At 70.7% G+C, this 11,798-nt stretch carries 14 protein-coding genes and 1 pseudogene; 9 read left to right on the forward strand and 6 right to left on the reverse strand.

Features of this window, described 5'->3' with window-relative positions:
- On the forward strand, window positions 1–1,407 hold a 1,407-nt coding region (locus IY392_RS14645; protein WP_194861604.1), incomplete at its 5' end, for a lamin tail domain-containing protein.
- 124 nt (window positions 1,408–1,531) lie between these two features.
- Entirely contained in the window at window positions 1,532–1,990 is a 459-nt protein-coding gene (locus IY392_RS14650; RefSeq protein WP_107756271.1) for an Hsp20/alpha crystallin family protein, read from the forward strand.
- A 96-nt stretch (window positions 1,991–2,086) separates the two neighbouring features.
- Here the strand turns inward: IY392_RS14650 and IY392_RS14655 are convergent.
- Window positions 2,087–2,653 (reverse strand): annotated as a pseudogene (locus IY392_RS14655) (nuclease); the annotation flags it as partial.
- Window positions 2,643–2,786 (reverse strand): hypothetical protein, encoded by a 144-nt coding sequence (locus IY392_RS14660; RefSeq protein WP_156607155.1) that lies wholly within the window; start codon window positions 2,784–2,786, stop codon window positions 2,643–2,645. The pseudogene IY392_RS14655 and the gene IY392_RS14660, both read right to left, overlap by 11 nt.
- A 58-nt stretch (window positions 2,787–2,844) precedes the next feature.
- On the opposite strand from IY392_RS14660, the gene IY392_RS14665 reads away from it, so the two are divergent.
- The 3 genes from IY392_RS14665 (at window position 2,845) to IY392_RS14675 (ending at window position 5,296) form a co-directional block, all read left to right on the forward strand.
- The gene (locus tag IY392_RS14665; RefSeq protein WP_194861605.1) at window positions 2,845–3,972 is read left to right on the forward strand and encodes an FtsX-like permease family protein; all 1,128 of its coding nucleotides are present in this window, start codon (window positions 2,845–2,847) and stop codon (window positions 3,970–3,972) included.
- Window positions 3,969–4,673 (forward strand): ABC transporter ATP-binding protein, encoded by a 705-nt coding sequence (locus IY392_RS14670; RefSeq protein WP_107756269.1) that lies wholly within the window; start codon window positions 3,969–3,971, stop codon window positions 4,671–4,673. The genes IY392_RS14665 and IY392_RS14670 overlap by 4 nt, the downstream gene beginning before the upstream one ends.
- Window positions 4,674–4,750: 77 nt before the next feature.
- Window positions 4,751–5,296 carry a TetR/AcrR family transcriptional regulator gene (locus IY392_RS14675; RefSeq protein WP_182612026.1) on the forward strand — a complete coding sequence of 182 codons (546 nt, stop codon included), beginning with the start codon at window positions 4,751–4,753 and terminating at the stop codon, window positions 5,294–5,296.
- Window positions 5,297–5,342: 46 nt separating this feature from the next.
- Here the strand turns inward: IY392_RS14675 and IY392_RS14680 are convergent, their stop codons facing one another.
- A complete protein-coding gene (locus IY392_RS14680; RefSeq protein ID WP_182612025.1) occupies window positions 5,343–6,590 on the reverse strand; it encodes a hypothetical protein in 1,248 nt (415 codons plus the stop codon).
- Window positions 6,591–6,758: 168 nt separating this feature from the next.
- On the opposite strand from IY392_RS14680, the gene IY392_RS14685 reads away from it, so the two are divergent.
- The 4 genes from IY392_RS14685 (at window position 6,759) to IY392_RS14700 (ending at window position 9,753) form a co-directional block, all read left to right on the forward strand.
- On the forward strand, window positions 6,759–7,361 hold the full coding sequence (locus IY392_RS14685) for a biotin transporter BioY (RefSeq protein WP_107756266.1): 603 nt from the start codon (window positions 6,759–6,761) through the stop codon (window positions 7,359–7,361).
- 65 nt (window positions 7,362–7,426) lie between these two features.
- Window positions 7,427–8,152: an energy-coupling factor ABC transporter ATP-binding protein gene (locus IY392_RS14690; protein WP_194861608.1), complete on the forward strand. Its 726-nt coding sequence runs from the start codon at window positions 7,427–7,429 to the stop codon at window positions 8,150–8,152.
- Window positions 8,153–8,752, forward strand: coding sequence for an energy-coupling factor transporter transmembrane protein EcfT (locus IY392_RS14695; protein ID WP_194861606.1), 600 nt, complete (start codon window positions 8,153–8,155; stop codon window positions 8,750–8,752).
- 221 nt (window positions 8,753–8,973) lie between these two features.
- Complete coding sequence (locus IY392_RS14700) at window positions 8,974–9,753, forward strand: phosphodiesterase (RefSeq protein WP_228549459.1); 780 nt, start codon at window positions 8,974–8,976, stop codon at window positions 9,751–9,753.
- A gap of 14 nt (window positions 9,754–9,767) precedes the next feature.
- Here IY392_RS14700 and IY392_RS14705 read toward each other — a convergent pair whose 3' ends face one another.
- From IY392_RS14705 to IY392_RS14715, 3 genes are all read right to left on the reverse strand, one after another.
- On the reverse strand, window positions 9,768–10,691 hold the full coding sequence (locus tag IY392_RS14705) for a siderophore-interacting protein (RefSeq protein ID WP_228549460.1): 924 nt from the start codon (window positions 10,689–10,691) through the stop codon (window positions 9,768–9,770).
- Complete coding sequence (locus IY392_RS14710) at window positions 10,688–11,581, reverse strand: ABC transporter ATP-binding protein (RefSeq protein WP_375292921.1); 894 nt, start codon at window positions 11,579–11,581, stop codon at window positions 10,688–10,690. The genes IY392_RS14705 and IY392_RS14710 overlap by 4 nt, the downstream gene beginning before the upstream one ends.
- The coding region (locus IY392_RS14715; RefSeq protein ID WP_194861607.1) for an iron chelate uptake ABC transporter family permease subunit at window positions 11,581–11,798 on the reverse strand (218 nt) is incomplete at its 5' end. The genes IY392_RS14715 and IY392_RS14710, both read right to left, overlap by 1 nt.

Here is an 11,798-nt window from a genome sequence, read left to right on the forward strand (position 1 = left end):
CCCGCCACCAGCGTGGTGATCAACGAGGTCGAGTCCAACGGTGACGCCGTGGGCGACTGGGTGGAGCTGGCCAACCTCGACACAGAGCAGGACGTGGATATCTCGGGCTGGACGCTGATCGACGACGACCCCACGCACGATCCGATCGTCATCCCCGAGGGGACCACCATCGAGTCCGGTGGCTACTGGTCCGTCCACACCGACGTGGACCCGGACTACTTCGGGCTCGGCGGCAACGATTCGGTGATCCTCCGGGACGCGGGCGGTGAGATCGTCGACTCCACCACCTGGCCGGGTCACTCGCCCACCACCTGGGGCCGTATCCCCGACATGACGGGCGGGTTCGCCGTGACCGGTGAACCCACCCGCAACGCCCGGAACGTCGCGGCAGTCGAGGATCAGCCCGTCATCACGTCTCCATGGCCCTTCGACCCGCTGACGATCACCCCCGTCGCGCTCGGTGGCGCCTTCGCCGAGGACGACGACATGTCGGGCGTCGACATCGCGGCCGACGGCACCGCCTACGTGGTGAACAACGGCACCGGCACGCTGTACGTCCTGGCCTACGATCCGGTCGCCGGTACGTACTCGCTCTCGCGCACCTTCGTCCTGGAGTACCCCGACGGCTCGGGGCGTCCCGATGCCGAAGGCGTCACCGTGGGTCCGGACGGCGTGATCTACGTGGCCACCGAGCGTGACAACGAGTCCGGCAGCACCAGTCGCCCCTCGATCCTGCGCTTCGTCCTGCCCGCCGGCCGCGATTCCGGCACGCTCAGCGCCACGGACGAGTACTCGCTGACCTCACTCACCGGGCTGATCGGCGCGAACGCCGGCCTCGAGGCCATCGAGTACCTCCCCGAGGCATTCGGCGGAGCCTTCGCCGTGGGCGTCGAGGGGACCGGGAAGATCCACTTCGTGCGGCTGGGTGCCGAAGGTGCGGTGACCGAGATGCAGACGTACCCCTCCCCGTTCACGGGCGTGATGGCCCTCGACCACGACGAGGTGTCCGGCGTCCTGCGGGTGCTGTGCGACGAGGTCTGCGAGGGACGCTCGGTCGAGATGACCTACGACGGGACCGGGTTCGTCACCGACGGCACCCTCTACGCCCGGCCGGCCGGCATGCCCAACCTCGCCAACGAGGGCTTCGCCTCTCACCGCGAGACCGTCGAGTGCCACCTGGGAGGCGCCACCGGCACCGCCGAGCGGGTCCGGTTCCTGTGGGCCGACGACGCGGGCACCGCAGGGTTTGGTCTGCGTACCGCCGTTTCCGACGCCGGTGAGTGCACCGTGGAGGACGACGCGGACCCCGGCTCGGGATCGGCCTCCGGGTCAGTCTCCGGAGCCGGGCTCGGCGCCGGATCCCTCGCGGGGCTCCTACCCTTCATGCCAGCCGACGCGCTGATCTGAGTGCACCCGACTCAAGCCACATTTTGTGACCTGAGTCGGGAATACTCAACTACGGCGGTGAGTTGAACCGTGTGCGATCCCGGAGACGCCGGGCGCATCCCGACCAGTCCTGAAGGAGACCATCATGGCCACCACCACCCGTTTCGATCCGTTCCGTGAGCTCGATCGCCTCCTGGGCGAGGGGCTGCGCAGCGCGACCGCGTCCACCTCTCTGCCGATGGACCTGTACAAGGAGGGCGATCGCTTCGTGGGCCTCATCGACCTCCCGGGCGTCGATCCCTCCAGCATCGACATCGACGTGGAGGACCGCACCCTCACCGTCCGTGCCGAACGCCGCGCGCCGGCGGAGGGTGATGCCCAGTGGCTCATGCATGAGCGTCAGTCGGGCACCTTCGCCCGGCAGCTCGCCCTGGGCAAGGGCCTGGCGACCGACAAGATCGAGGCCGACTACAGCGACGGCGTGCTGCGCCTGGTGATCCCCGTGGCCGAGGAGGCCCAGCCGCGCAAGATCTCCGTCTCCCACGGCGCCCGAAAGGCCGAGCAGGCAGAGATCGTCGAAGGTTCCGCCGACCTCGGGAGCTGACCGCGATTCTCGTGGCCACCTGACCACCGCCCGGCCCCACACCAGGCCGGGCGGTGGTTTTCCTTCGGCTCGCGCACCCCGGCAACGTCCACGCGCTCACCTGCCGCCTTCAGGCGCACCGGGATCACCCACCACCACCAGGACATCCGTCGCGCGAGACAGCCCCACGTACACCCTCTCGCGGACCCGGTCCATGCCGTCGTGGTGGTTGCACACCAGCACCACGGCGCGGCGCTCCAGGCCCTTGAACCCGAGCACGTGGCCGTAGACGATGTCCTCGCCACTCCAGAACGTCTCCCAGTAGGGGTCATTCCCGCTTTCCTGCGCCTCGACCTGCATCGGGTGCCGCGATCCGGTGGTCAGCAACGCGACGTCCCGCGGTTCCCAGCCCTCGTCGAGCAGTCGCATGGCCTCGTCGTCACCGGCCGCTACGGCGTCAGTGCCCTCCGGCACCTCGACGTAACGGACCGCGGGCCCCGAGCCGCCGCGCAGCTCCATCCGTTGTCCCACCAGGGGCAGGAAGGCACTCGCGATCTGACGCGTGTTTCGCAGATTGTGATCGAGCACCAGCGGCACCAGGTCGACGGGCGGCCGACCGGTCCGATGGACCACGCTCTGCCCGGCGTCGCCGACGATCATCAGACGGCCGCGCTCACGATCGCGCCTTGAGCTCGATCGCCACGATCCCCGCCCCGGGCATGGCCACGAGGACGTCCACCTCGTGTTCCTTCTCCGCAGTGGAGACGCGCTGCCCCCACCACACCGGGGTGAGATCTTCGCGACACCATGTCAGCATGATACTGACATGGTGTTAGCATATTCTCCGTTCCCGATGTCGATGCCGGAAGGCCTCCATGTTCCTCGCCCTACGCGAACTGACCTTCGCGCGATCCCGATTCACCCTGATGGGCTCCGTCGTGGCCTTGATCAGCGTCCTCATGGTTCTCCTCGCCGGGCTGTCCTCGGGACTGGTCAACGACGGCGTCTCCGGCCTGCAGCGCATGCCCGTCCAGGCCGTCGCGTTCGCTCCCGAGACCCGCACCGACTCGGCGTTCACCCGATCCGTGGTCGGGCCCGACCAGGTCGAGGCCTGGGCCGCACGACCCGACGTATCGGTGGCCACACCGATGGGACTGTCGATCATCAACGCCAGGACCTCCGCCGGGACCCCGGTTGACCTCACCCTCATCGGGGCGGACCCCGAGGGCCCGCTCGTTCCCGAGGTGGCCGAAGGCCGTGCGCCCCAGTCCGACGGGGAGATCCTCATCAGCGCCACCGCCGCCGATTCCGTCGGCCGGGGCGACACGGTGACGGTCGACCGACTGGGGATCCCCCTCGAGGTCGTCGGCATCGCGGCCGCCCAACACACCTTCGGCCACGTCGACATGGCCTTCACCACCCTGGCCACGTGGCAGGACGTGCACGCGGGCACCCGCTTCGGCGAGGAGTCGCGCGCCGGCGCCCGTGAGGAGTACAGCGTCGTGGCCCTCGCCGGGGTCGACGGCGAGTTGCCCGACCTGGCCACCGGCGATGCCGCGGCCGACACCTCGGCGCGCACCCTGGAGGAGTCGTTCGACTCCTCGCCCGGATACCAGGCCGAGATGATGACGATGTCGATGATCACCTGGTTCCTCTACGCCATCTCAGCGCTGGTCGTCGGTGCGTTCTTCGCCATCCTCACCGTCCAGCGATCCCGCGAGATCGCTGTCCTGCGCGCCATGGGCGCCTCGACCGTGCGACTCCTGGGCGACGCGATCGGGCAGGCCTTCATCCTGCTGGCGGGGTCCATCGCGGTCGGTGTGGCCATCGGCGTGGGAGTGGGGTCGTTCCTGGTGGGCACCGGCATGCCGTTCGCCCTCGAGACCGGACCCATCGCACTCGGAGCCGTCCTCCTCCTGGCACTGGGACTGGTCGGTGCCACCCTCGCCACCATCCGCATCACCGCCGTCGACCCGCACAGCGCACTGGGAGAGAACCGATGACCACCACCACACGCACCGGCGACGCCTCCGCCCCGGGCCTTCGCCTGAATGGCGTCGAGTTGACCTTCCGGGACGGCGACCAGACCCTCTACGCACTGGACGGTGTCGACGTCGAGGTGGCCCGTGGTGAGGTATTGGCCGTGGTCGGCCCCTCCGGAGCCGGCAAATCGAGCCTCCTGGCCGTGGCCGGCGGACTGCTGTCCCCGACCTCCGGCACCGTCGAGGTGGGCGGGCGCGACATCACCGGTCTCGGTCGCCGGGACCTCACCCGGTTCCGGCGCGACCACGTCGGGTTCGTGTTCCAGTCCGGCAACCTGGTGCCCGCTCTCACCGCGCGCGACCAACTCCGGCTCGTGCGAACACTCGGCGGAGACCGGTCCCGGCGTCGCGATCCCGACCACCTGCTCGAGGCCGTCGGTCTGACCCACCGCGCGCGCCGCCGCCCGGCCACCATGTCCGGCGGCGAGCGTCAGCGGGTGGGCATCGCCCGCGCCCTGATGTCCTCGCCCGATCTGCTGCTCGTGGACGAACCCACCGCGGCGCTGGACCGCAGGACCAGCCACGACGTGGTGCGCCTACTCGCGGAGGAGACCCATCAGAACGGCGTCGCGACGGTTCTGGTCACACACGACCACGAGATCCTCGAACACTGCGACCGGGTCCTGGAGATGGTCGACGGCCGGCTGCACGCGCACGTGTGACCTGAAGGACACGTATGATCGGGCCTCCGCCGAGAAGGTGACGGGAGACCGACATTCCACGTATCGACGCCCCCACCGTGGGCGAACACCGGGACGCCAAGCGTCGGGCCCTGCTCGACGCGGCCCGGTCGATGCTCTCCGAGGCCCCCGGTACCCCTCCCGACATCAACGAGCTGACCACCCGGGCGGGCATGACACGGTCGAACTTCTACACTTACTTCTCCTCGCGCGCGGAGTTGGTCGTCGCCGTGGCGGAGGATCTCATGCCACGGTGGATCGACACCGTCACGGGAGCAGTGCGTGACGCGGGCGGCGGCCGTCGGGGGGTCGTGGCCTACGTGCACACCACCCTGGATCTGGTCGCCGCCGGTGACCACGCGATCCTCACCGCGCTGGCCGCGCAGCTCCCCGACGGTCCGGCACGGGAGCGGCTGACCCGGATGCACACCGAGATGACCACCCCACTGCGCGAGTCGCTCGCCGAGTCCTCCCGCTCCGATCCACAGTTGACGACCGAGCTGGTCATGGCCGTGACGTTCAAGGCCTCCGAACTCATCGAGGGCGGGCGGCCACTGGACGAGGTTCTCAGCGCGGTGGACGCCCTGATCGATCGGCCCGGGTGACCGGTGAGGTGGCACGGCGACGGGGTCGCCTCCGACGGGTCGCGCCTCACCCCGACCCGATCGCCCACCCCGTCGTCATCTGCCCGGCGAACACCGGCAGCCGCGCGAGGATCCGGTTCTGCTCGGCCCGCGGCCGGAAGTCCACGTCCAGGTAGCCCGGTGCCTCCGCCGGCCGGTCGCGCACGAGCGACCGGAACGCCGGCACGAGATCCTGCTCGATGTACTCCCAGCGTGGCTCCCTATCGGCCCAGTTGAACGCGGGAAGCGGGGTGTGCAGCACCGTCGGCCGGCCGTTGACATCCGCGCGCACCGACAGCGGGCGAAAACCACCCAGAGTGGAGGCCCCGGGGATATCGGGGGAGCCGCCCACCGTGGTGACGTAGGTGAGCACCCGACCGACGTCCCCTCGGCCGGCCGCCGTCGCGTCCCACTGGTCGGCGATGATCTGGTTCTGCTCCCGCGACGCCATCCGCAGCAGCGCCTCCGACCTGCCCTCCGGTGAGCCCTCGTCGAGCCTCCGCCAGGCCTCGAGCGCGTACTGGTCATACGCCCCGCCCGCCGCGAGCTCCCTGACCGCCGGCAACCCCCCTGCCAGGTAGGCCTCGTGCATCGGGATCATGTCCATGAAGATGTTGCGCTGCATGATCAGCAGCCGGTGCAGGTACCAGTCCACGTCGGCGCGCGTGAGAGTCGGGCCCGCCGTGGCCAGCAGTCGCACATCGCGCGGCATCCCGGCCGCCAGCTCCCACGGCACTCCACTCAGCGCGTCACCGACCCCGGTCCCCACCTCGTGCAGCCCGGGCACGCTGAGCACGCCCCCCACCTCGTCGAGGTCCCAGAACCCGGCGGCGAACGACATCCCGGCCAGCCCGGCCATCCCGGTCCACCAGAAACCGTCGTGGGAGTTGTACAGCCGCAGGTAGTTCACGTACACCTTGTCGACCGTCTCCAGGTTCGCCTCCAGCCCCCGGGCCGGCTCCCACTCGGCGAGGTCGATCCCCGCGTTCTGAGCACCGACCGCCAGCCAGTACTGGCGCGTGAGGGTCGCGTATCGCTCCGGTGCGACGCCCGCGGCGCGCACCACGGCGAGCGCCGCGGCCAGCTCCTCGCGGTCGGTGGTCATGGAGGTGGAGAAGCCTCCCGCCGACTCACCGTGCGGATTGTCGGCCACGACGTCCAGGTAGACGGCAAAGGGTTGCGCGCTGACGTGAGCCGGCAGGTGGACGAAGGCCAGGACGGCCACGAGGAATGCGGCGATGACCTCGCCGAAGACGCGCTGGGATCGAGTCGTCACTGGCCCCCCGAACCAAAAGATGTGATGCAGATCACTCTAAGCCAATCCGGCCGGGCCCGCGCCCGAACACGCGGAGCCTCCCACCCCGATGACGCGAATCGGCGGGTCAGGGACAACAATGAACGGCGTACAGTGTCGATCCACTCTCCAGGTGACAAGGAAGTCCACGTGAGCACCTCCATCGATCAGGCCCCGGCCCGGAGCGCAACCCGAGATCTCGCCCAGATCGCGGTGTTCGCCGCCCTCATCGTCGTCCTCGGCCTGCCCGGGCAGATCAGCATCGGCTCCGCGGGCGTTCCGATCACGCTGCAGACGCTCGGCGTCATGCTCGCCGGCGCGCTGCTGGGCTGGCGCAAGGGTCTGCTCTCGGTGCTCGCGGTCATCGTCATCGGTCTCGCGCTCCCCGTCCTCGCCGGCGGCCGCACCACTCTGACCGCGCTGGCGAGCCCCACCGCGGGGTTCCTCCTCGGCTGGCTCCCGGCCGTCGTCGTGATCGGGCTTCTCACCGCCCTGATGATGCCCCGCTACCGTCTGATCCCCGGGTTGCTCATCAACATCCTCGGTGGCATCGTGGTCATCTACGCCTTCGGCGTGGTGGGCATGCTCATCCGCACCGAGCTGACACTGACGGCCGCGATCGCGGCGAACGGCGTCTTCGTCCCCGGCGACCTGGTCAAGGCGGTCGTCACCGCCGTCGTCGCCGTCCAGGTCCACAAGGCGCGGCCCGGTCTGATCGCTCCGCTGCGTGGGCAGCGTCCGACCCCCGCGTGACCGGCCCTCGTGAGTCGGGCCCCCGTGCGTCCCGGACCCCGGCGGCCGACCACCGCGGCGCCCAGATCCGGTTCGACGGGGTCTCCCACTCCTACGGCGACAGGTCAGTCCTCACCGACATCGATCTGGTGTTGACCGAGAGGCGTATCGGGATCGTCGGCGTCAACGGTGGCGGCAAGTCGACGCTCGCGCGGATGATCAACGGTCTGGTGGTCCCCTCCTCGGGCACGGTGACCGTCGACGGCCTCGACACCCGCCGCAAAGGCGCCCGGGTCCGCCGCCGGGTCGGCTTCTGCTTCACCGATCCCGACACCCAGATCGTCATGCCCACCGTGGCGGAGGACGTCGACTTCTCCCTGCGCCGGTCGGGCCTGAGCCGCGAGGATCGACGACGACGGGTCGAGCAGGTGCTCGCCACCTACAACCTCTCCGACCACGCCGATCACCCCTGCCACCTGCTGTCCGGCGGCCAGAAGCAACTCCTCGCCCTGGCGGCGGTGTTGGTGATCGAGCCCTCGGTGATCGTGGCCGACGAACCCACCACCCTGCTCGACCTGCGCAACCGCGCGCTGGTGGCCGAGACCTTCGCGGGTCTCTCCCAACAACTCGTGGTGGTGACCCACGACCTGGGGCTGGTCGCCGACTTCGACCGTGTGCTGGTGGTGGACGGTGGGCGGGTGGTGATCGACGACGCCCCCGCGGCCGCGCTGTCCGGGTACCGCCGGATCGCGTTGCGCTCGGGCTCGGGCTCGGGCTCGGGCTCGGGCTCGGGCTCGGGCTCGGAGATCTAGGTGTTCGCCACCTACCAGCCCGGCGATTCGTTGCTCCACCGTCTGCCGGCGGGGGTGAAGATCCTCCTGGTCTGCGCCCTGATCCTCGCGGTGTCACTGTCAGTGCGCCAGGCCTGGCACGTCCTGCCCGCACTGGGGTTCGCCGCTGCGCTCTACGCGGTCGGGCGGATTCGTCCGGGCGCGGCCTGGGACCAGGTTCGTCCCGTGCTGCCGATGCTGATCGCGATCCTGGTGCTGCAGTGGATCGTCGCCGACCTCGACACCGCGATCCGGGTGAGCGGCGCGCTGCTCGTGGCGGTCGCCGTCGCGGGTCTGGTCGCGCTGACCACCAGGGTCTCGGACATGCTCGACGCGGTCACCCGGGCCGCCCGGCCACTGCGGCACGTCGGGATCTCACCGGATCGGATGGCGCTCGTATTGGTGCTGACGATCCGAGCGATCCCCCTGCTCGCCCGGCAGTTGAGACAGGTGACCGAGGCCCGCAGGGCCCGCGGGCTGGGCATGTCGATCCGGGCGCTGGTGGTACCGACGGTGCTCGGAGCGCTCACGACGGCCGACCAGCTCGGCGACGCGTTGGCGGCCCGCGGAGTCGACGACTGACCTCCCCGACCCGGGTCTTTCCGTGGCCAGGCCCGCCCTCCTCGGCGAGTGGTCGCACATGCTCCGCCCAGAAGAATCCGCCCAGGGGGAACGTGAGCGGAATCGACCACTCGGCGAATCGAGATCGGCGGGGCGGGCGAGAGAGGCGAGGCGCGGTCGGGGGGTCGAGCACTGTCCGGTGCGCGGCCGTGTGCGAGGCGCGTCTGCGTATCGTGGCGATCATGCCCCGCACCCATCGGAGAACCGCCCGCGCCAGGTCCGTCCGCGTTCCCGACCGCACCCGACCGGGGGCGTCCGCCGAGTCGCCCACCACGCCGTCCACGCGGCTGGCCACTGAGCCGTCTGTGACGCCGTCCACGGAGCTGGCCCTGCGCCCGACGCCCGTCGCCGGAATGGTCGGCTCGACACTCGGGGTCGCGGCGGCCGTGACGCGTCTGGTCCGCCCCAAGGCACTACACCCCCGGGGCGTCGTCGCGCACGCGACTCTGAGCGTCACCGGGGTGGGACGGACGGGTTCGCCGCTCCTGGACATCACGGGCAGGTGGCCCGCGACGGTCCGGTTCTCGCGCGCCGTGGGTCTGCCGGACATCGTCCCCGACATCGGCGGCATGGCCATCCGCGTCCACGCGGACGGTCCGGTGGACATCCTGCTCGCCAGCACGGGCATGGGTCCGCTGACCCGATATGTGCTCACCGCGGGATGGCGGACGACCGGCCGCACCATGACGTCGATGTTCCCCGTGCGGATCGCGGGCCGCCAGTTGTTGCTGGCCGCGATCCCCACGGGCGACGGCGGCACGTGGACGCTCCAGCACGCCACCCCGCTGGGCAGGTGGGCGACCCTCGGTCGACTGTCGGTCGACACCTGGGAGGACGACGACGAGAACCTGCACTTCGATCCGGTCGGCAACCGGCTGCCCGGATCGCGGTATCCGCGCCTGCTCGGCGCCCTACGACACCCATCGTATCCCGCGCCCGACGAGGGCCCGGAGGCGACCTGAACGGTCGCTTCGAGTCACGACTCGGCTGCGCCCCGGCGCCAGTACCCCATGAACGACACGGCCCGCTTGGGCATCCCCGCCCCGTCGACGGCGAGCCGTCGCATCGCCCGGACCAGTGATGCCTCCCCGGCCAGGAACACGTAGGGATCCCCGGCGGAGATCGTGGTGGCGGTCTGCCACTCCCGCTCGGCGGGGCGGCGTCCGTCGAGGACCGACTCGACGCACTCCTGACCCACGCCCAACACTCCGGCCAGGTGGTGTACCAGCGAGTGCCCCCGCTCGCCGGACCTCGCCAGGATCGTGACCGACTCGGGCGCCTCGGCCGACAGCGCGACCACGTCGGCCGAGGTCGGCACCTCGATCACGACGCGGACGTCCCTCACCCCGCGCGGTTCCGCGGCGAGCTCTCCGGCGATCGACAACAGGGCCGGCGCCGCGGTCTCGTCTCCCGCACACACGACCCGACCTGCGGCCCCCGGGTTCCACGCCGCCCACGGTGCGTGTCCGAGCCCCGGGCCGGCGATGTGCACGGTGTCCCCGGCCCGGACCGACCGAGCCCACCCCGACCCCGGTCCCTCGTCCGCTCCGGGATGGACCACCACGTCCACGGTCAGTGCGGGGACCTGCGCGCCGTCGAGGGTCATCGTGTCGGCCCGACGCACGGTGTAGGTCCGCATCCACCCACGGTCCTCCTCGGGCAGGGCCAGCCAGTCGCGGATGCCGTCCGGGTCGGGGACGATCCCCTGCCCGACCGGCGGGGGGACGAACACCTTGAAGTACGCGTCGCGCACCGTCCCCGGGTCCACCACCTCCCGCGACCACCTGGTCAGGTCCGGGCCGGCCAACACCAATCGGAGGAACGACTCCCCCAGCGCACGTACCCGGACCACCCTGGTCTGCGCGACGAGGATCGGAGCCTCCACGGCCATCGCTGTCATGCTGTCCCCTTTCGTCGCCCTCGCGGCAGCACCACCGGTTGGCCGGTGAGCGGGTCGCTGATGATGTCGGCTTCCAGGTCGAACACCCGTCGCAGGGTCTCGGGGTTGATCACCTGGTCGGGCGGGCCCGCGGCCACGACCCCGCCCTCGGCCACGGCGACGAGGTGGTCGGCCACGCGGGCGGCCAGGGTGAGTTCGTGCAGGACCGCGACCACCGTGCGGCGGCCCGGCACGGGGATACCCGGTTCCGGCTCGTGCCCGGCTGGCAACGGGAGATCTCGGACCAGGTCCAACACGTCCATCTGGTGAGCCAGATCGAGGAACGAACACGGCTCGTCCAGGAGCAGGGTCGGAGTCGCCTGCGCGAGTACCAGCGCCACCCATACCCGCTGCCGTTGGCCGCCGGAGAGCTCGTCGACGCGACGATGGGCGAAGCCCGACGTGCCCGTCAGTGCCAGTGCCTCCGCGACAGCGGGCTCGTCCTGGTCCCCGGGCCCCCACCAGCGTCGGTGCGGATGGCGCCCGCGCGCCACAAGCTCGGCCACGGTGAGCCCCTCCGGGACCAGCGGGGACTGCGGGAGGAACGCCACCGACCGGGCGTGCTCGCGAGCCCTGACCCCGGCCAGATCCCGCCCGGCCACCTCGATCGATCCGGCCAGGGGGGCGAGCTGTCGGCCCAGAGCCCGGAGGATCGTGGACTTTCCGCACCCGTTGGCCCCGATGAACACCGTGGTACGACCGCTGGGAATGTCCAGGTCCAGGTCGCGGATCACGGGGGCGGTCCCGTACCCCAGCGTCAGCCCGCGAAGGCGGAAGGCGGGATCAGGCTCGGCTGAGACACCGTGCGGCATCGTCGTGGCGCCGGGGGTGACGTGGGTGGTGATACTCATCAGGCGACCTTTCGGGAGCGCAGGAGGATCCAGAGCATGGCGGGGGCACCGAGCGCGCCGGTCACCACGCCGGTGGGCAGGTCCACCGTGGCCAGGGCCTCGGAGGCGACGATGTCGGCGACCACCACGATCACCGCACCGGTGAGTGCGGCGGCCACGATGTGGGGACGTCCGCGGCCGAGGGCGGTGGCGATCGGCGTGGACAACAGGGCCACGA

The sequence above is a fragment of the Dietzia sp. SYD-A1 genome (genome assembly GCF_015356725.1).
Classification (GTDB): domain Bacteria; phylum Actinomycetota; class Actinomycetes; order Mycobacteriales; family Mycobacteriaceae; genus Dietzia.